Annotated in this window: 15 protein-coding genes; 11 read left to right on the top strand and 4 right to left on the bottom strand. The window is 69.5% G+C overall.

All coding sequences use genetic code 11. The annotated features are described in order from the left end of the window. Positions 1–642: a polyprenyl diphosphate synthase gene (gene uppS / locus PLE19_07045; GenBank protein HPD14686.1), complete on the bottom strand. Its 642-nt coding sequence runs from the start codon at positions 640–642 to the stop codon at positions 1–3. Positions 643–1413: 771 nt separating this feature from the next. Here uppS and PLE19_07050 point away from each other — a divergent pair. Further along, positions 1414–2559: a hypothetical protein gene (locus PLE19_07050; protein ID HPD14687.1), complete on the top strand. Its 1146-nt coding sequence runs from the start codon at positions 1414–1416 to the stop codon at positions 2557–2559. Between the two features lie 33 nt (positions 2560–2592). Here PLE19_07050 and PLE19_07055 read toward each other — a convergent pair whose 3' ends face one another. Further along, positions 2593–4962 carry a glycoside hydrolase family 127 protein gene (locus PLE19_07055; GenBank protein HPD14688.1) on the bottom strand — a complete coding sequence of 790 codons (2370 nt, stop codon included), beginning with the start codon at positions 4960–4962 and terminating at the stop codon, positions 2593–2595. Between the two features lie 203 nt (positions 4963–5165). On the opposite strand from PLE19_07055, the gene PLE19_07060 reads away from it, so the two are divergent. The 10 genes from PLE19_07060 to PLE19_07105 all read left to right on the top strand — a co-directional run bounded on the left by PLE19_07060 (position 5166) and on the right by PLE19_07105 (position 18746). Next, a complete protein-coding gene (locus tag PLE19_07060) occupies positions 5166–7187 on the top strand; it encodes an ABC transporter substrate-binding protein (GenBank protein HPD14689.1) in 2022 nt (673 codons plus the stop codon). A gap of 3 nt (positions 7188–7190) precedes the next feature. After that, positions 7191–8189, top strand: coding sequence for an ABC transporter permease (locus PLE19_07065; protein ID HPD14690.1), 999 nt, complete (start codon positions 7191–7193; stop codon positions 8187–8189). Then, positions 8190–9344, top strand: coding sequence for an ABC transporter permease (locus PLE19_07070; protein ID HPD14691.1), 1155 nt, complete (start codon positions 8190–8192; stop codon positions 9342–9344). Between the two features lie 3 nt (positions 9345–9347). After that, positions 9348–10355 carry an ABC transporter ATP-binding protein gene (locus PLE19_07075; protein ID HPD14692.1) on the top strand — a complete coding sequence of 336 codons (1008 nt, stop codon included), beginning with the start codon at positions 9348–9350 and terminating at the stop codon, positions 10353–10355. Between the two features lies 1 nt (position 10356). Continuing rightward, complete coding sequence (locus tag PLE19_07080; protein ID HPD14693.1) at positions 10357–11373, top strand: ATP-binding cassette domain-containing protein; 1017 nt, start codon at positions 10357–10359, stop codon at positions 11371–11373. 264 nt (positions 11374–11637) lie between these two features. Further along, a complete protein-coding gene (locus PLE19_07085) occupies positions 11638–13626 on the top strand; it encodes a PQQ-binding-like beta-propeller repeat protein (GenBank protein ID HPD14694.1) in 1989 nt (662 codons plus the stop codon). Between the two features lie 14 nt (positions 13627–13640). Further along, positions 13641–14513 (top strand): ferredoxin family protein, encoded by an 873-nt coding sequence (locus tag PLE19_07090; protein ID HPD14695.1) that lies wholly within the window; start codon positions 13641–13643, stop codon positions 14511–14513. A 64-nt stretch (positions 14514–14577) separates the two neighbouring features. Continuing rightward, a complete protein-coding gene (locus tag PLE19_07095) occupies positions 14578–16104 on the top strand; it encodes a radical SAM protein (GenBank protein ID HPD14696.1) in 1527 nt (508 codons plus the stop codon). Positions 16105–16197: 93 nt separating this feature from the next. Beyond that, entirely contained in the window at positions 16198–17847 is a 1650-nt protein-coding gene (locus PLE19_07100) for a polyprenyl synthetase family protein (protein ID HPD14697.1), read from the top strand. Continuing rightward, a complete protein-coding gene (locus PLE19_07105; protein HPD14698.1) occupies positions 17844–18746 on the top strand; it encodes a prenyltransferase/squalene oxidase repeat-containing protein in 903 nt (300 codons plus the stop codon). The genes PLE19_07100 and PLE19_07105 overlap by 4 nt, the downstream gene beginning before the upstream one ends. On the opposite strand, the gene PLE19_07110 is transcribed toward PLE19_07105, so the two are convergent. Both PLE19_07110 and PLE19_07115 read right to left on the bottom strand, forming a co-directional pair. Continuing rightward, a complete protein-coding gene (locus PLE19_07110; protein ID HPD14699.1) occupies positions 18735–19673 on the bottom strand; it encodes a hypothetical protein in 939 nt (312 codons plus the stop codon). The genes PLE19_07105 and PLE19_07110 overlap by 12 nt on opposite strands. Before the next feature lie 44 nt (positions 19674–19717). Beyond that, complete coding sequence (locus PLE19_07115) at positions 19718–20500, bottom strand: NIPSNAP family protein (protein ID HPD14700.1); 783 nt, start codon at positions 20498–20500, stop codon at positions 19718–19720. Positions 20501–20584: the final 84 nt, after the last annotated feature.

Here is a 20584-nt window from a genome sequence, read left to right on the forward strand (position 1 = left end):
TCAGCCCCCCAGCGTGATGTCCTGCTCCTGGTACCACTTCAGGGCCTGGTAGAAGTGCTCGGGCTTGAAGTCGGGCCACAGGGCGTCCACCACGTAGAAGTCGGAGTAGACCGACTGCGCGGGCAGGAAGCCGCTCAGCCGCCGCCGGCCCCCCCAGCGGATGATGAGGTCCACCCGCGACACGATGGCCGACCGCAGGTGCTTGATGACGTTCTTCTGCGCGGGACTTGTGCCCCGCAGGTGGTTCAGGTCCCACTCCCAGCCGTAGTTGACCAGGATGTTGACCTTGGTGCCGCCCTTGCCGAAGGTGCGCCGCGTGGTGTAGGGGAGGAGCTCCTTGGGGAACATGCGGGACTCGGCATTGCCCACGACCGCCAGGGCCACGTCCTCGTGCGTCATCGCCTCCACGGCCTGGATGCAGGCGTCGGTGTAGGCGCGGCGCTGCACGGTGGGGCGCTTCGTGTTGTCCATCGTGAAGCCGTAGTAGGTGATCTCCTTGACCCCCGCCTGCTGGCAGAGGTGGAAGAGGGCGAGGCCGGGCTCGACGCCGGGCGCATAGCCCTTCTCCTTGGTCATGCCCCGCGACTGCGCCCAACGGCGGTTGCCGTCGGGGATGACGCCGATGTGCCTGGGTACCCTCATAGCCTGGCCTAACTGCCGCAGACGCGGCTCAACACCACCCGAGGGGAGACCCCGTGCATTCACGCCAATTGTAGCTGGCCGGCCCGTGGCCTGTCAACTGCTCGGCACTCGCTATGCGGCGATTGCGATGTCGGACGTTCCTGCGGGCGGACCGCTTGCCTGAGGCTTCAGATGTCGGACTCGCCACGGTTTGACCATCCTGACGCGGCCCCGTTGGGGAGCGCGCGACGGGAGATGTGGCGCCAGTGAGGACCGTCCCATAACCCTCTATACCCCAACGCCTTACGCCCTCCGGGCATTCCCGCTCACATGCTTGCTCATCCCCCAGATGAGCAGGTATGGCCGGAACCGCGAGAATCGCCAATCCTCGTCCTTCTATCCATGCTGTATCACTTCCCCCCTCACAGGGTTGATACAGCATGCGCAGGCTGCGCCCGCCAGCCCCTCGGCAGGGCCCTCCCCAGGAACCGCCAGGTCCGCAGGGAGAGGGCATGCCCACGCCCTGCACCGGCCAGTCGAGGCAGGATCAGCAAACCCCGAAGACCCCCTTCTTTCAAGTTCCGTCCCGAAGGTTCCAATACCTTCGGACGGCCCTCAGGTCCTGCCGCTGGCGAAAGCCCAAGGTGACATCGCAACCGCCTCCGAGTGGAACTGCCCTCCGCGGGCCTTGCCTCTGCTGCCCGACCGGGGTAACATCAAGCCAGGAGGCAGGTGTTCCGAACCTGTCCCGAGCGTCCGTTGACCCACTGACCCTCGCCGGGAACCTGGCCGATGCTCACGTCCTCATCGTTCCGCAACCACGGTCTCACCCTCGCCCTCCTCGCCGCGGCGGCAGCACGCGGCGCGCAGCCCCTGAACCCCAAGCTCCTCGCCCTCGAACCGAACCGCTGGCACAAGCTCCACGAGCAGGGGCCCGCCGACCCCGTGCGCTTCCAGCGCCAGGAGCATGGCGGCGCGGCCTTCGACTCCCGACGCGGCCTCCTCGTCCTCTTCGGCAGCAACACCCACGGCAAGGACTGGACGAACAGCCCCCTCGTCTTCGACCCCGTCGCCTGCGTGTGGAGCCGCCTGTACCCCGATGACGACCCGAAAACCTACACCGTGAACGCCGAGGGCCTCCCCGTGGCCGGCCCGAAGGGCGAACACCCCTGGGCCATGCACACCTTCGGCGCGCTCGTGTACGACCCCGAACGCGACCAGCTCGTCGTCGCCTGCTACCCCGCCCACATGGTCCCTGGCCGCTTCACCAACGCCCTCAAGGAGCAGTGGCCCAAGGTCCAGCGCCATCCCACCTGGACCTTCGACCTCGAGGGGCGCGAGTGGCGCCCCCTCGCCTGCAAGCCGGAGCACTTCTTCCCCTACTGCGCGGCCTACGACAGCGACCGCAAGGCCGTGATCGGCTACCGCCCCGACGGCGTCTTCGAGCTGGCCGGCGAGCCGCGCGAGTGGAGGCGCGTCGCCCCCAAGGGCTTCTTCGGCTGGCACACCGCGGCCGCCTACGATGCGAAGAACAAGGCACTGGTCGTCTTCGGCAGCAACGAGGACGCCAACGACATCGCCGCCTACTGGCCCGCCACGGGCGAGCACAAGAAGATGCCCACCCCCGGCGACCGCCCGCCGAAGGACCAGCACACCCCCATGTGCTTCGATGCCGCGGCGGGCCGCACAGTCGTTCTCGCAGACCGCAGGCTGGACGACCGAGGCGCGAAGCTCCAGGCCGAGACCTGGCTGTATGACCTCACCGCCGATGCCTGGGAGCAGGTTCCGACGGCCACCCTGCCCTTCGGCTGCGGCATGAACTACAACCTGGTCTACGACCCCGGCCACAAGCTCTGCCTGCTCGTCACCGGCGGCTATGGCCAGCCCACGGCGGTGTGGGCACTCAGGGTCCAGGCGGGCAAGAGTCTGTCACGCTGACGCGCCTGGCGCGACACCCCGCCGTGGCGGATCTCACTCCGCCGGCTTCGCCTTGAGCACCGCGCAGCCGAAGATGCCGCCGGCGATGTGGCCGGCATGGGCCTGGAGGCGAACCGTGACGGCCTGCTTGCCGCGGGTCAGGTCGGCGGGCAGGGGATACTCCTCCTCGAAGAACTGCCCCGGCTTGTTGTGCAGGAGGGTGACGGTGGCCAGGCGGGTGCCCTCGATCAGGATGTCGAACTTGCGGTTGCCCGCCTCGTCACCCCACCACGTGCAGGCGAGCGCCAGCGGCGCATCGGGCAGCACCTTGAGGTCGTAGCTGAACCAGCCGCCGTCGGTGGCGTGGCGCCAGTTTCGTCCGAAGGCCGTGCCGCTGGCCGTCCGCTCGCCCTGAAGGCGATGGGCCTTCTCGGATTCGGCGTCGCCGATCTTCACCTCGTCCACGATTCGGGCCTGCTGCTGTCTGCGCGCCTCCTCTTCGGCCAGGGCGCGCCGGTGCTCAGGACTGCCCTTGCGGTAGACGCGCCAGTAGACGGCGTAGCGTTCGCCGAAGAGCTTGTGGTACGGTATCAGCGTCACATCCTGCGCCTGGCCGGCCGTGCGGAAGGTCAGCGGCTGGCCCTCGGCGGGCTTGAGCAGCGTCGTCGCATCATCGCTCTCGGTGAGCAACGGCGGCGCAGGGGCAATCTTGTCGGCGGGGAAGCGATACCAGTTCTGGCCCGTGTAGGTGAGGTCCTTGATGAGTTCGCCGCCGCCGAGCTTGCCGGCGAGGACGAGCGGCCCGCACATGAAGGCCACGAGGGTCTTGTCGTCCGGCATGGGCGCGGCGTGGAGGCTCATCGGCAACGAGACCTCCAGCTTGTCGCCATCGGACCAGGTGCGTTCCACAACGAAGTAGCTGGGCGGAGCGGGTTCCAGGGATAGAGGCCGAGGCGGGCCGTTGACCCCGACGCGAACGCCCTTGGCCGCCCAATACGGTACGCGGATGCGGAGGGCGAGGGTAACGGGCTTCTCAGTTCGCACAATGAGGGTGGTGCCTTCCTGCTCGGGGAAGCGGGTCTCCTGGCACAGGCGGATGCCCTTCTCGGGCCAGTGGAGCTCCGAGGCGATGAAGAGGTTGACCCAGATGCCCGCCTCGTCGTGGAAGTAGATGCTGTCGCCGTACTTCGCGTGGTTCTCGAACCCCGTGCCCGTGCAGCACCAGAAGGCGTCGTTGGGCAGGTTGAAGGTCTTCCAGCGGCCTGGGGCGAGGGGCACGAAGTACATCATCATCCCGGTCGCGGGGTCCTGCGTGGCCAGGATGCTGTTGAGGAGGGCGCGCTCGTAGTAGTCGGCGTACTTCGCCTGCGGCTCCCACTCGAAGAGGTGGCGGGTGAGCTTGAGCATGTTGTAGGTGCAGCAGGTCTCCTGCGTGCAGTCGCCGAGCTGGTGGGCGAGTTGATGCGGGTCGCCCTGCCAGTGCTCGTTGTTCGAGGTGCCGCCGGTGCAGTAGGAGCGCGCGCCGACCACCTGGTTCCAGAAGAACTCGGCGATCTGGCGGTCGCGGGGGTTGCCCGTCAACTCGTGCTGCCGGGCCGAGCCGATCATGTTGGGGATGAAGGAATTGGCGTGCTCGCCCTTGAGGCGGTCCTCGCCGCGGGCCAGCGGCTCGGTGTAGTGCTTCTCGTCGAAGCGGCGGGCGAGGGCGAGGTGGGCGGGGTCGCCCGTGGCCGCATAGAGGTTGGCGAGGGCCTCGTTCATGCCGCCCTGCTCGGTGTGGTTGAGGATGCGTTCCATCCGGGCGTCGTCCACCTTGTCGAGGCGCGCCTTGAGCCAGGCGGCCATTCTCGTGGCAACTTCGAGGGCCTGGGCGTTGCCGCCGTGGCGGTGCATGTCGAGGAGGCCGGCCCACACCTTGTGCAGCGTGTAGTAGGGCGCCCAGACGGGCTTGCAGTCCTCCACGCGGTCAATGAACGATTCGGGGAAGGCGCTCAGGTAGCCGCTCGCGCCGAGGGCCTTCTGGCACTTGGCCAGTTCGGCCACGAGGGCGTCGGCCTTGGCCTTGAGCGCCTCGTCGCCCGTGCTGGCGTACATCAGCGCGCAGCCCGACAGGTAGTGGCCGAGCGAGTGGCCGCGGAGCTCGCAGTTTGGCGCCTCCCAGCCCCCGAGGGGCTTCGCCGACGACGGCAGGCCCGCGTTGAGCCGCCAGGTGTGCAGCAGGCGGTCCGAGTCGAGTTCGTGCAGGTACTTGCGGCAACGCTCCTGCGCGTCCCTGAAAGGTCCCTCGAGCAGACGCACCTGCTTGAGGTCGAACGGCCTGGCCCGGAGCGCCACCGCCTCGCGTCGCGCGGACCCCTCGGCGGCCAGTGCCACGGCGCCGGCCAGGGCGACCGAAAGCACAATGACATCGGCAGGGCTGATCATGGGGAGTGCTCCTGTGATGGACCTTGCCCGGTGCTCGCCCAGTATCGTACGCACGGATGTGCCGAAGGTCAACACCAGGAACCGCGTCAGGCAGGGGGACGGCCCCGCCGGACCTCCGCGCCTGTGGCCGCCGCCCTGCAAGTCCGCTTGCATGGAACTCGCCTGGCCGGTAAAGTGCAGCATCCCCTTCTCGAGGCGCGACCGTGAAACGCACGCTGGTCATCCTGGGCTGCTTCCTCGCCGTGTCGCTCGGGCTCCTCGTGATCGTGGAACTGCTGGGCCGCGCCGCCTGGGCGCTCGCCGGCGCGGGCAGGACACGCCTGGACGCCTTCGACGCCGTGCAGGTGCCCGAGCGGAACCCCACCGCGCCCAAGGCGGTGCACGCCGTGGCCGAGTGGCTGCCGGCCCAGGGCCGCGCGTTCCAGGAGGCCCCGATGCTGGCGGCGCGCGTGAAGGCAGGCGAGCTGCCGCCCGTGGCCGACCGCCTGCCGGAGAACCCGCTGGTGATCGTGCCGCCCGAGCAGCGCGGCCCCTACGGCGGCACCTGGGCACGCTTCGCCACCGACACCAACGACGTGGGCGTCTACGAGGCGCGCGTGGCCTACGAGGGCCTGGTGCGCTGGGACGCGATGGGCCGCGAGATCCTGCCCAACCTGGCGACCCGCTGGGAGATCGCGGACGGCGGCCGCGCCTACACTTTCTGGCTGCGGCGCGGCGTGCGCTGGTCCGATGGCGCGCCCTTCACCGCCGACGACTTGCTCTTCTGGTACAACGACGTGCTCCAGCACCCCGAGCTCACGCCCGTGGCCCCCGTGGACTTCCGCCGCGGCGGCGAGCTGATGAAGCTCGAGAAGCTCGACGGCCACGCGGTCCGCTTCTCCTTCAAGGAGCCGCACGGCCTCTTCCTCCAGGCGATGGCCGCGGGCCTCAGCTACCCGCTCCTCACTTATCCCGCCCATTACCTCAAACAGTTCCACGCCACCTACGTGCCCCAGGACCAGCTCGAGGCGCGGGCGAAGGAGAAGGGCTTCCACTTCTGGTACCAGCTCTTCTGGGAGCGGCGCGACTGGCGTAACCCCGAATGCCCCCGCCTCTGGGCCTGGACGATCCAGGACCCGGCCGCCATCCCCGTCGTCTTCCAGCGCAACCCCTACTACTGGAAGGTGGACCCCGACGGCCGCCAGCTCCCCTATCTCGACCGCGTGAGCTTCGCCATCTTCGACGTCGAGACGATCAATCTCAAGGCGATCAACGGCGAGGCCGGCATGCAGAGCCGCCACATGGACTTCGCCAACTACCCGCTTTTCATGGAGAACCGGGCGAAGGGGCGCTACCGCGTCCTCCACTGGATCACCGCGGGCGGCAGCGCCATCCAGCTCGCCCTGAACCTGAACCAGAAGACCGACCCCGTGCTGCGGCAGATTTTCGGCGACGCGCGCTTCCGCATCGCCCTCTCGCACGCGATCAACCGCTCCGACATCAACGAGGTCTGCTTCTTCGGCATCGGCACCCCGCGGCAGTGCGCGCCGCCCGCCGCCTCGCCCTATCGCGCGCCCGACTACGAGCGGGCGCACATCGCCTACGACCCCGCGCGGGCCAACGCCTTGCTCGACGAGATGGGCCTCGCGCGGCGCAATGCCGACGGCGTCCGCCTCCGCCCCGACGGCCAGCCGCTCGCCATCTTCATCGAGACCACCTCGATGACCGGCAACGCCAAGATGCTCGAGATGGTCGCCCACGACTGGACCCAGGTGGGCGTGAAGACCGAGCTGAAGATCACCGCCCGCCAGCTCTTCTACACGCGCAAGGCCGCCCTCCTCCACCACGTGGGCGTGTGGTGGGCGGCCGACGAGCTCGTGCCGCTGCTCGACCCCCGCTGGTTCCTCCCCTTCTCCGCCGAATCGGTGCACGCCATCGGCTATGCCCGATGGTTCACCTCGGCCGGCAAGGGCGGCGTCGAGCCCGAGGGCGACCTGCGCCGCTGCATCGAACTCTACCGCCAGATCCAGCAGACGCCCGACGAGGCCGAGCACCGCCGCCTCTTCCGCGAAATCGTCGAACTCAACCGCCGGAACCTCTGGGTCATCGGCACCATCGGCGAAGTGCCCACGCTCGTCCTCGCCAGCGACCGGATGCGAAACGTCCCCGAGGTCGCCGTCTACGGCTGGATCTTCCGCTCGCCGGGCAACACCGCCCCCGAGTGCTACGCGATGGAGGGACCCTGAGCCATGCTCGCCCTCATCCTCCGCCGCGTGCTCTGGATGATCCCCACGCTCTTCGCCATCTCCATCATCACGTTCGCCATCATCCAGCTTCCGCCGGGCGACTACCTCACGTCCTACATCGCCGCGCTCCAGGAGACGGGCGAAACGGTGGACGAGGCGCAGGTGGCCGCGCTCCGCAAGCAGTACGCCCTCGACCGGCCTCTGCACGTGCAGTACCTGCTCTGGATGGAGGGCATGCTCCTCCGCGGCGACCTGGGCATGTCGTTCGAGGAGAGCCGCCCCGTCGCCACGCTCATCGGCGAGCGGCTGCTCCTCACCGTGATCATCTCGGTCGTCACGCTGCTCTTCACCTGGGCCATCGCCATCCCCATCGGCATTTACTCGGCTGTGCGGCAGTACTCGTGGGGCGACTACGCCTTCTCGTTCCTCGGCTTCATCGGGCTGGCCACGCCGGGCTTCCTCCTGGCGCTCATCTTCATGTACATCGGCTACACCGTCTTCGGCGTGAGCGCGGGCGGGCTCTTCTCGCCCGAGTTCCAGAGCGCCCCCTGGTCGCTCGCCCGCGCGCTCGACCTGCTGAAGCATCTGTGGATTCCTGTGCTCATCGTGGGGCTGGAAGGCACGGCGGGCCTCATCCGCATCATGCGCGGCAACCTGCTCGACGAGCTGCGCAAGCAATACGTCCTTACGGCCCGCGCCAAGGGCGTCGGCCGCCTCAAGCTGCTCCTCAAGTACCCCGTGCGCGTGGCCATCAACCCCATCATCAGCACCATCGGCTGGCTGCTGCCCGCCATCGTGTCGGGCGCGACCATCACGTCGGTCGTCCTCGGCCTGCCGACGACGGGGCCTCGACTCCTCCAGGCGCTGATGAACCAGGACATGTTCCTCGCCGGCTCGATGGTGATGATGCTCAGCTTCCTCACGGTCGTGGGCACGCTGGTGTCTGACCTCTTGCTGCTCTGGCTCGATCCCCGGATCCGCTATGGGACGCGGAGAGAGTAGATGGCCTTCGAGGTCGAAGAACATCTCGCCGATGCGCCGCCCGAGCCCTCGTCGGCCGAGGCCGCCGCCAGCGACCAGGTCTGCACGGCTTCGCAGTGGCGCCTGATGTGGTGGAAGTTCCGCAAGCACAAGCTCGCGGTCGTCGCCGCGCTGCTCATTCTGAACCTCTACTTCGTGGCCGTCTTCTGCGAGTTCCTGGCGCCCTACACGCTCGAGCACCGCGACGTGGCCAACGCCTACGCCCCGCCGCAGCGCCTGCGGTTCTTCGGGGACGACGGGTTCCACCTGCGCCCGTTCGTCTACGCGCTCGAGTGCGCCCGGCACCCCGAGACGCTGCGCAAGCTCTACGCCGAGGACCGCGCCCGCCGCCATCCCATCCGCCTCTTCGTCCGCGGCCCGCGGTACCGCTTCTGGGGGCTGTTCGAGACCGATCTCCACCTCTTCGGCGCCGAGGGCGGCGGCACCGTCTACCTGCTCGGCACCGACTCGCTCGGGCGCGACCTCTTCTCGCGCATCCTCTACGGTTCGCGCATCTCGCTCACCATCGGCCTGATCGGCGTGACGATGAGCTTCCTGCTCGGCCTCACCATCGGCGGCATCTCGGGCTACTTCGGCGGGTGGGTGGACAATGCAATCCAGCGGATCATCGAGGTCCTGCGCTCCTTCCCCTCCATCCCGCTCTGGATGGCCCTCTCCGCCGCCTTGCCCGCCCACTGGTCGCCGCTGAAGGTCTACCTGGGCATCACCATCGTGCTCTCGTTCCTCGGCTGGACGGGCCTCGCCCGCCAGGTGCGCGGCAAGATCCTCGCCCTGCGCGAGGAGGATTTCGCCACGGCCGCGCGCCTCTGCGGCGCCAGCCAATGGCGAGTCCTCTGGCGCCACCTGCTCCCATCGTTCATGAGCCACATCATCGTCAGCCTCACTCTCGCCGTGCCCGGAATGATCCTGGGCGAGACGGCCCTCAGCTTTCTCGGCCTCGGCCTCCGCCCGCCGATCACGAGCTGGGGCGTCCTCCTCAAGGAGGCCCAGAACGTGCAGGCCGTGGCCCTGCATCCCTGGCTTCTCACGCCCGTGGCCTTCGTGATTCTCACCGTGCTGGCTTTCAACTTCGTCGGCGATGGCCTCCGCGACGCCGCCGACCCCTATGCGAGATAGGCTATGGACCCCACGTCTTCTCCCCTTCTGACGATCGCCGGCCTGCGCGTGAGCTTCTTCCTGGACGAAAGGACGGTGCACGCCGTGGACGGGGTGGACCTGGTGCTGCCGCGCGGCAAGACGCTGGGCCTCGTGGGCGAGAGCGGCTGCGGCAAGAGCGTCACGGCTTTCGCCATCCTGCGGCTCGTTTCGCCGCCCGGCCGCATCGTCGCCGGCAGGATCGTCCTCCATCGCCAGGACGGCGACGTAGTGCTGACCGACCTCAAGGAGGACGGCGAGGCAATCCGCCGCATCCGCGGCAAGGACATTGCGATGATCTTCCAGGAACCGATGACCTCGCTCAGCCCCGTCCACACGGTCGGGAGCCAGGTGCGGGAGGCCATCGAACTCCACACGCCGAAGCGGGGCGCCGCGGCGCGCGACCAGGCCGTCGAAATGCTCCGCCGCGTGGGCATGCCCGACCCCGACCGCCACTACCGCCAGTACCCGCACGAGATGAGCGGCGGCATGCGCCAGCGCGCGATGATCGCCATGGCCCTCTCGTGCCGGCCGGCGCTCCTCATCGCCGACGAGCCGACCACGGCCCTCGACGTGACCATCCAGGCGCAGATCCTCGAGCTCATGCGCACGTTGCAGGCCGAGCTCGGCATGTCGATCCTCCTGATCACCCACGACCTTGGCGTCGTGGCCGAGACGGCCGCCGAGGTGGCGGTGATGTACTGGGGGCGCATCGTCGAGCGGGCGCCCACGGCCGCCCTCTTCGACGACCCCCAGCACCCCTACACCCGCGCCCTGCTGCGCTCGATCCCCGGCCGTGGCACGCGCCGCAAGGCGCGGCTTCAGGTCATCGCCGGCTCCGTGCCCGACCCGTTCGAGCGAATCCCGGGCTGCCCCTTCCACCCACGGTGTGCCGACGCCCGGCGCGGCCTGTGCGATCAGGGCGATCCGCCGCCGCTCGTCGAAGTCAACCCCGGCCACTTCGTCGCGTGCCACGCGCAGGAGGGGAACTGAGATGGCAGCCGTGGCGTCCCCGCTCCTCAGCGTCCGCGACCTCAAGAAGCATTTCCCCGTCGCCGGCGGCCTCTTCGGCAAGGTCATCGGCCATGTGCGCGCGGTGGACGGCGTGACGTTCGACGTCCACGAAGGCGAGTGCCTGGGCCTCGTGGGCGAGAGCGGCTCGGGCAAGACCACCGTCGGCCGCTGCATCCTGCGGGCCATCGAGCCGACCAGCGGCGACGTCTTCTTCCGCGTCGGCGACGAGACCGTCAACGTCCGCACCCTGCCCCCCGCGCAGCTCAAGGAGTTGCGCCGGCACATGCAGATGATCTTCCAGGACCCCTATTCGTCGCTGAACCCGCGCATGACCGTGCAGAACATCGTCGGGGAGCCGCTGCTGGTCCACGGCATGCGCAGCCGCCGCGAGCGCGAAGAGCGCGTGCGCGAGCTGCTGCTCCAGGTGGGGCTGAAGCCTCAGCACATGCGGCGCTACCCGCACGCCTTCAGCGGCGGGCAGCGCCAGCGCATCGGCATCGCCCGCGCGCTCGCCCTTCACCCGAAGCTGATCATCGCCGACGAGCCGGTCTCGGCCCTCGACGTCTCAGTCCAGGCCCAGGTCCTCAACCTGCTCCAGGAACTCCAGGAGCGCCTGAGCCTCACCTATCTCTTCGTCGCCCACAACCTGGGCGTCGTGCGGCATATTTCGGACCGAGTGGCTGTGATGTACGCCGGCCGCCTCGTGGAACTGGCCGCGGTGGACCCCCTGTTTGCGCGCCCGAGGCATCCGTACACCGAAGCCTTGCTGTCGGCCGTGCCCGTGCCCGAGCCGGGACGCCGCCGCGAGCGGGTGCTCCTGACGGGCGAGGTTGCCGACCCGAGCCGCCCGCCCAGCGGCTGCCACTTCCATCCGCGCTGCCGCTACGCGCAGCCCGAGTGCCGCCAGAAGGTGCCCGAACTCCGAGAGATCGTGCCGGGCCACCTGGCCCGCTGCCTGTTCGCCGAGGACCTCGCCCTGGCCGGCCTGCCCGAGTAGGGCGGAATCTCTCTTTGGTCTTCCCCCGCCCATCCGCTATAATTGAGAGAATGCCGTTGGCGCGCTGCCCAAGGCGGCCACCATCATCCTACTGCTCCGGCCGCGAATCAGGTTGCGTTCTCTCGGCGTAGCGACAAGCGTCTCGCTTGTCGAACATCATCGCAAGCGGGACGCTTGCAGCTACGCTTGAGGCCTTGACCAATGCACCGTGGCTCGGGATACTGCAAACTGATTGGCGGCCGGAGTAGCATGAGGCCAGTGCCAATGAGGGCCAGCACCGTCATCGCCCTCTGTGTCCTGCCGCTTGCGGCGCCAGCCGCGGACTGGCCCCACTGGCGCGGCCCCAGCCGCGATGGCGTGGTGCCCGAGGCTTCGGGCTGGCCCGGCGGCTGGCCGCCGAGGAAGCTCTGGAGCGCCCGCCTCGGCATGGGCTGTTCCTCGCCCATCCTCGTCGGCGGCATGCTCTACGCCACCGGCTGGTGGAACGGGCAAGACACCCTCCACTGCTTCCACGCGCGCACGGGGGCCGAGCTGTGGCGGCAGTCGTCCCGTGCCCCGCGCTACGGCCGCCACGCCACCGGCGACGAGGGCGAGTACGGCGGCCCATCGTCCACCCCCGCCTTCGACGCCGCCACGGGGCTGCTCTACACGCTGAGCATTGACGGCGATCTCCGCTGCTGGAACACGGCTCAAGGCGGCAAGCCCGTCTGGGCGCTCAACCTCTACGACCAGTTCAAGGCTCCCCAGCGCCCTCACGTGGGCGGCGGGCGACGCGACTATGGCTACCCCACGTCCCCCCTCGTGCGCGACGACCTGTTGCTCGTCGAGGTCGGCGCTCCAACGGGCACTGTGATAGCCTTCGACAAACGCACGGGCGAGCGGCGCTGGGCCTCGCAATTCCACGGCCCCGCCGGCCACACGGGCACACCGGTCGAGTTGAAGGTCGGCGACGTGCCCTGCCTCGCCCTCCTCGCGCTCCAGCACCTCGTGGTGATGCGTCTGGACCCGGGCCACGAAGGCCGAACCATCGCGACCGCGCCCTGGCAGACCGAGTTCGCCTGCAACATCTCCACCCCCGCCGTCGCCGGCAGCTGCCTTCTCATCACCTCCGAGTACAACCACTCTGTTTCGACGCTCTTCGAGGCCACGATGGATGGGTTGCGCGAGGTGTGGACCTCGAGGTCCCACGGCGTGTCGAGCAGCCCGGTCGTCTTCCGCGACCGGGTGTTTCTCATCAACAAGCCCTTGCAGTGCATCGAGCTGGCGACGGGCAAGCTCAAGTGGCGAGGCGGCGACTTCACGAACGGCTCGTGCCTGGTGACGGCGGCCGACGGCAAGCTCATCGTCTTCGGCAGCCGGAAGCTCGTGCTCCTCGACGCGCTGGCCGACGAGTACCGCGAGCTGGCCCGCCTCGACCGCGTGGTGCCCGGCACGTGCTACCCTCACGTGGCGCTGGCCGACGGCGTGCTGTGCTGCAAGGACCGGGACGGCAATCTCGTGGTCTACTCGGTGGCCCCGGGCGCCTCGTCGCCCGAGGCGCCGCCGCCAAAGGTCGCCGAGCCGCCCAAGCCGCCGCCGGTCGAGTTGCCCACACAGACTGGGCCGGCCAAACGGGCGACCGAGGGGCTCGTCGCAGCGTACGGCTTCGAAAAGGGCACGGCGCCGGGCCTTCGCGTGCAAGGCGGCAAGCTTGGCCCCGGCAGCCTGACGTTCGAGGCCGACGGCATCGCCGAATCGGACGAGCCGCCGGCGAGACTCGTCGAAGCCTGCCGCGCGTCCAACGAAATCACCATCGAGGCCTGGCTCGCGCCGGCCAACATCACGCAGGATGGCCCCGCACGCATCGTGTCGCTCTCGGCCGACCCCTACAAGCGCAACTTCACGCTCGGGCAGGAGGGCGACAGGTACGAGGTGCGCCTGCGCACCACGCGGACCGGCGAGAACGGCATGAGCCCCGCGCTCGCCACGCGGGGCGGCGCGGCGGCGCGGCTATCGCACGTCGTCTACACCCGTGCCGCTGACGGTAGGGCCATCCTCTACATCAACGGCCAACCCGCGGCCACCGGCACCGTGCCGGGCGACCTGAGCAACTGGGACGCTGGTTTTCGCTTCGCGCTCGGCAACGAGCTGACGCGCGACCGGCCGTGGCGTGGCGAACTTCGCCTCGTCGCCCTCTACAGCCGCGCGCTCACACCGCAAGAGGTCGAAAGGAACTACCGCGCGGGGGCCACGGGCGGCCCCCCCCGCGACTGAGACCAGGAGCTGCCATGTCCGACCCCACCCGCCTCGTGCTGTGCGAATGCGCCTTCACCGACCTTGTGCCCGAGGCGACGAAGGCCGAGGTCGCCGAGCGCCTGCGCGCGGCCGGCGTGGCCTACGAGGCTGTGCCCGACCTGTGCGGGCTGGCAGCCCGCCGCGCCCCGCTGCTCAGGGCCATCGCCGAGGGCGGCGAGGCCGTGATCATCGCCTGTTACCCGCGAGCCGTCCGCTGGCTCTTCGCCTACGCCGGCAACCCGCTGCCCGGAGCGGCCGAGATTCTCAACCTGCGCACGCAGACCCCCGAAGCCGTCGTGGCCCACATCGCCCAGCACAAACCGCCGACGGCAGCCTCTCCCAATCCGCAATCCGCGATCCGCAACCCGCAATCGCACTGGGTCCCGTGGTTCCCCGTCATTGACCGCTCCCGCTGCACGGGCTGCCAACAGTGCCTCAATTTCTGCCTCTTCGGCGTCTACGCTCTCGATGCCGGTGGCAATGTGGAGGTGAGGAACCCGGAGAACTGCAAGACGAACTGCCCGGCCTGCGCGCGCATCTGCCCCCAGGTCGCCATCATTTTCCCCAAACACAAGACGAGTCCCATCAACGGCGACGAGGTGACCGCCGAGCACCTCGCCAGTGGCGCGGTGCGCGTGGACCCGAAGCGCCTGGGGCGGGGCGACGTCTACTCTGCTCTCCGCCGCCGCAGCGAGCGCGCCAGGGCCGCCGCCGAGCCCCCCGTCCCCGAGGGCGAGGCTGCGAAACTCTGCCCCTGCATGACCGAGCAGCTCGAGAAGGAACTGGGCATTCCGCCCGAGGTGATCAAGACCCTCTCGCTCAGCGACATCCAGGCCAGGCTGCGCGCCGCCAGAAAGGAGCAATAGGTGTCAGATCTACTTTATTCAGTTACTCGAATGATCGAATAAAGTAGGTCTGACACCGCGAGCGATGACAACCGATGGCAGGTCACTTCGCCCCGCCGTGGTGCTCGTGGCCGATCGCACGCTGAGCGCCGACTACAAGGTGCTCTTCGAGGGCGTGTTTGCCACGATGCAGACGACGAAGGTGCCCGAGCTGGCCATGCGCCTGCTCGTGTCGCCCCGCGCGGCCACCGATGCGCAGGGCCGCGCCCGCACGGCCCCCGTGGGCCTGCGCCGCGTGGAATCGGCCCTGCTCGTCCACACGCCGCTCACGCGCGGCGACGTGGTGGTCACCACTCCCGAAGCGCTTCCCCGCCTCCTGGGCCCGTGGGTCAAGGTCGTCGGCGTCAGCTCCAGCGACCCACTGGGGCGCGGGATGAGCAACACCACCACGTCGGCTTTCTGGAGCGGCGAGCTGTACACGCGGCGCTGGACGGCTCGCATGATGGCCCGGCTCCGCGAGGCCAAGGCGAAGCACGGCTTTCGCATCCTCGCGGGCGGGGCGGGCACCTGGCAATACGTGCAACACCCCGAGGAGGCCCAGGGCATTGACGCCCTGTTCGAGGGCTACTTTGAGAACGCCGGCCCCGGCCTCGTGATGGACCTGGTGAACGGCAAGGCGGCGCCCGCCCGCGTGGCCGAAACCGCCCCGTGCATCGAGCGCATCCGCCCCATCGCCGGTGCATCGCTGCTCGGCGTGGTCGAGCTCTCGCGCGGCTGCGGCAACGGGTGCAGCTTCTGCACGATGGCCTACCAGCGGATGGGCCACCTGCCGCCCGAGACCATCGTTGCAGACCTCGCCACAAATGTGGACAATGGGGTGCGCTCGGTCGTCAGCGGCAGCGAGGACTTCCTCCGCTACGGCGCGACGGGGCACAAGGTGGATTTCGAGAAGCTCCGCGGGCTCCTGGCCGAGATGCGCCGCGTGCGAGGCTTGCGCTTCATGCAGATTGACCACGCCAACGTCTCGTCGGTGCTCCAGCTCGACGACGCGCAGCTCCAGGAGATCCGCCGCCTCTTGACCTGGGAGGCCCACAGCGACTACCTGTGGCTCAACCTCGGCGTCGAGAGCGCCAACGGCCGCCTGGTGAAGGCCCACAGCCCCGGCAAGCTGGGGCATATCGCGCCCGACGACTGGGAGGATGCCGTGGCCGACGCCGGCGACCGCCTGGCCCGCAACGGCTTCTTCCCCGTGTTCAGCTTCGTGCTCGGCCTGCCCGGGGAATCGCCCGACGACGCGACGCGCACCCTGCGCCTCGTGCGGCGGCTGGCCACGAAGCGATGCGTCACCTTCCCCGTCTTCCACGAGCCCGTTCGCGCGGGCACCGGCGAGCCTTTCACACTCGCCGCCATGACGCCCGAGCAGCTCGACCTCTACACGGCGTGCTACGAGATCAACTTCCGGTCCGTGCCGCAGCTCTACGCCGACAACCAGCGGGCCGGCGGCGTGTCGTGGTTCAAGCGCGCGCTCATCCAGGTGCTCGGCCGCACCGAGACACGGGCCTGGCGGCGGAACTTCGTCCGCGTGCGCAAGCAGATTGCCGGAAGGGGATGATTGGATGGCTGGGTGGGTGGATGATTGCCTGACACACATCCATTCATCCACTCATCCATCCATCCTCTCCTGAGAGGCACAGGAACTCACGGATTGGCGAAGCCCGAGGCGATCACACACGATGCCCCTGCCGCCCCCTGGGCGCGGCCGACGCATGACAGCGTGCCGGCCACCAAGGCCGAGCGTGAGCGGCTGCTGGCCGCGGCGCGCCGCTACGTGGCCGATGAGCAGCTCGTGCCGCCCCTGCCCCTCGACGAGTTGAAGGGCCACGCCCTCCGCGTGATCGCGCGGGCCGCGAGCGAGCCGCGGTTCCGCGACTTCGTCACCGTGCTCGTCAGCAACGCCGCCTGGGGCGAGACCCTGGCTGGCATCCCCTTCGAGCGGCGCCTGTTGCTCCTGCCCCAGTGCCTGCGCGACAAAGAGCACTGCCAGGCCGAGGTGGACGAGTTCGGCCTCCTCTGCCGCCACTGTGGCCGCTGTGTGATCCACGACCTTCAGACCGAGGCCGAGCGCCTGGGCTACGTCGTGCTCGTCGCCGAGGGCACCACGGTGGTCATGTCGCTCATCCAGGAGGGCAAGATCGAGGCGGTCATCGGCGTGGGCTGCCTGGCCGGCCTCGAACGCATCTTCCCCTACACCGAGGCCGCGGCCGTGCCCGGCCTCGCCATCCCCCTGCTCAACGACGGCTGCGCCTACACCAGCGCCGACCTCGATTGGGTGTGGGACACCCTTCAGCTCACGCGCGCCGACCGCACGCGGCGGCTGGACCTCGATGCGCTGCGGGCCGAGGTGGAAGCCTGGTTCGAGCCCGAGGCGCTGGCGGCCGTGCTCGGCCCGGCCGGCACCGAAACAGAGCGCCTGGCCCGCGAGTGGCTGGGCCGCGCCGGCAAGCGCTGGCGCCCGTTCCTCGCCCTGTGCGCCTACCAGGCGCGCCGCGACGACCCCGAGGCCCCTACGCCCGCCGACTTCCGCAAGATCGCCGTCGCCGTCGAGTGCTTCCACAAGGCCTCACTCGTCCACGACGACATCGAGGACGACGACCCGCAGCGCTACGGCGCCGACACCCTGCACAAGGCCCACGGCATCCCTATCGCCCTCAACGTCGGCGACCTGCTGCTCGGCGAGGGCTACCGCCTGATCGCCGCCTGCGGGGCCGGCGACGCCCAGAAGGCGGCCATGCTCGCCGCCGCGGCGGGCGGCCACCGCAGCCTGTGCCTCGGCCAGGGCGACGAACTGGCCTGGGCGCGCGCCCCCAAGCCCCTCACCACCGAGCAGGTGCTCGCCATCTTCCGCCAGAAGACGGCGCCCGCCTTCGAGGTCGCCCTCCAGCTCGGCGCCCTCTACGCGGGCGCCAGCGACGGCGTGTGGCAGGTGCTCCACGAGTGCAGCGACGCCCTGGGCGTGGCCTATCAGGTGCGGGACGATATGGACGACTTCTTCGGCTCCGCGGCGCAGGCGCAGAACCCGGGGCCGTCCATCATCCTCGCCCTCGCCCACGAGCGCGCCACGGGACAGGCCAGGGACCTGCTGGATGCCCTGTGGCGCGTGCCGTCGCAGGTGAGCCGGCGGTTGCCCGAGCTGCGCTCGGTGCTCAAGGCCCTGGGGGTCGAGGAGGCGGCGCGACAGATGCTGGCGTCGTACAAGGACGAGGCGGTGCGCTCGCTGCGCCCCGTGGAGAACGCCAGCCTCAAGGGCCTGCTGCGCCGGGTGATCTGCAAGATCTTCAACGAGATCCAAACGTGACCCTACGCGAGGGCATGCTCGAGGCCGCTCGCCGTGCGCCCAGGCTGCTCGGCGACTCGTGCCTCGCCACTGCCGCGTTCCTCCGGGCGCAGCAGAACCCCGACGGCGGCTTCCGCGGCCGCGGCAGCGCCAGCGACCTCTACTACACCGCCTTCGCCGTCCAGGGCCTCGCGGCCCTGGGCGAACCGCCCGAGCCCGGCCCGCTCCGCCGCTACCTGGCTTCGTTTGGTGGCGGGGAGGACCTCGATCTCGTGCACCTGGCCTGCCTCGCCCGCTGCTGGGCCGCCCTGCCGGGCGAGGACCTTCCTTGGGTTGGGAACCTGCGGGAGGCTTGCCGCCAGCGTATCGAGGCTCATCGTTCAACCGACGGCGGCTATGGCCCCGCCCCCGGCGCCGAGCACGGCACGGCCTATGGCTGCTTCTTCGCTCTCGGCGCGCTGGAGGACATGAACCTCCCGCAGGTTTCAAACCTGCGGGAGGTTGCGGACTGCCTCGCCGCCCTGCGGCGCGACGACGGCAGCTACGCCAACGAACGCCCCCTCCGCTCGGGCACCACGCCCGCCACGGCGGCTGCTGTAAGCGTCCTGAAGCAACTGGGGAGGAATGTGGAGCCGGCGACCGTGGGCTGGCTGCTCGCCCGTGCCGCGCCCGAGGGCGGGTTCTTCGCGACCGCGGCTGCCCCCCTGCCCGATCTGCTCTCGACTGCCACCGCCCTCCACGCCCTGGATGGCCTGGGGGAGTTGCCGGCCGGCCTACGGCAGGCGTGCGTCGCCTTTGTCGAGAGTCTTCGCACCGAGGAGGGTGGCTATCTCGGTCTGGCCCTCGACGAGGAGCCGGACGCCGAGTACACCTTCTACGCCCTCCTCGCCCTCGGCCACCTGGGGGGCTCAGCCGCCTGACGGCCTCGGCGGCGGGCCGTCGAGTTTCCAACGCTCGCGCTCGATGAGCGGGGCCTTGAAAGCGGCCTCGATGCGGCCTGTCTTCTCGAGGTGGTCGAGGCAGGCGCGCAGGCAGCCGCGGCCCACACAAATCGAGAGGTGGCGGAAGCGGTCGGTGAGGAAGCGGCTGTAGCTGGGCCGCTCGCCTTCCTTCTCCGTGCCGGTCCAGAAGGGCGAGAAGCGCGGGTCGTCGCCGCAGTGCACGCGGGCGCAGGCCCTGGGGTCGAAGGGGGCATGGGCGAACTCGCGGCCCTCGATGGTGAACTTCACCTCGCGCTGCGGCCCGATGGCGCACGCCTCGCACGCCCGGACGCAGCTCTGGCAGCCGTCGCAGATTCTGCCCTGGAACAGCGGCGTGGGCTCCAGCTCGGCGTCGGTGAAGACGGCGAACACGCGCTGCCGCGGGCCGAACTGCGGGGTGAGGAGCAGCTTGGAGTGGCCCAGCTCCCCGAGCCCCGCCGCCACGCCGACGACGCGCAGCGACACCATGCCGTCGGGCCCGGCGGGCTGGTCCGCGCGAATCCGCCGCCCCGTGTGGGGGTGGAAAGGGTTGTGGACGGGCATGCTGGTGAAGCCGCGGTCCTCGAGGAAGAGCACGACGGCGCGGAGGATCTTCGGGCCGACGATCTCGTTGAGGTACCAGTAGGAGTCGCAGTTGTAGGCCTGCCAGTAGGTGCCCTCTTCGGCCCCCTTGAGTGCGCCGCGCAACTGGCGGACCGCGACGGCGACGACCGTGCGCGTCTGCGGGAAGATCGTGCGTGGGTGCAGTTCGGGCGGCGCGCCCTCGAACCGCGAAATGGGCGCGAAGCCCACCAGGTCGGCTCCCGCCTCCATCGCCACGCGGCGAACGTGCTCGGAAAGGTCAACCACGGCTTCACCTCTCGGCAAGGCCCCCCCTCCAAAGGCCTCGATGCCTTCGGGGCGGAATCAGATCAAATCTGCGAGTAGGCGGTCGGCTTGAGGAGGAGGTTGGTGATGTTCGACACCGTGTCCTTGTACTGCGGGTCGTTCTTCATCTTGTCCCAGTCGGGGTGGGCGAGGAACCTGGCCCAGGCGGCCTTCTGCGCGGCCTCGTCGTCGAAGCCGAGCATGTAGGTGAGGTTGGGCATCTTGCCGCCGGCGAGGGTCTGGCCGAAGAAGACGGGCGGCATGCCCACCTTGCGGAAGAGGGCCACCTCGCCGTCGTTGAACATGGCGATCTTGCGGCGGGCGCGCTCGTCGCAGTGGCTCTCGTAGATGCGGAGCTGGAAGACCCGCGTGTCCTTCTTGGTGGGCGTCTCGACCGTGGGCACGCTGTCGAAGGCCAGCATCAGGGTGGTCTCAATGCGCGAGTAGATCGGCTCGTTCTTGGGGGGGTCGAGGGCGGCGGCGCCGGCTTTCTGGTAGACGGCGTCGGCCGCCAGCCTGGCGGGCGCCGTGGCGAACGACTCGAGGGTCTTGTGGGGCAGCAGGACGTAGAGGTCGGCCTCTTTTCCATCGGCCCAGGCGAAGACGCCGACCGGCCCGATGCCGAGGCGGCCCCAGGCGGGGAGGGCGGCCTCGGCCAGGAACTTGTCGAGCCGTTCGCGCATCGCTCCGGCCGTGGCCTTGTAGAGGCGCAGCTCGAGGAACTCCTTGGCGCCTGCCGGAGGCGCCTCCGCGCCCGCTGCCACTGTGTTGCCCATCGCCGCTGCTCCTGCCATGCACGAAGCCCCGAGGAACTGGCGCCGCTTCATTTCTTGCGCTCCTTGCCCAGGCGACCGAGAGAAGCCGGATCCGAACCGAGGTGCAGTATAACGCGCCCCCCGCGGATTGCAAGT

The sequence above is a fragment of the Planctomycetota bacterium genome (genome assembly GCA_035384565.1).
Taxonomy (GTDB): domain Bacteria; phylum Planctomycetota; class PUPC01; order DSUN01; family DSUN01; genus DAOOIT01.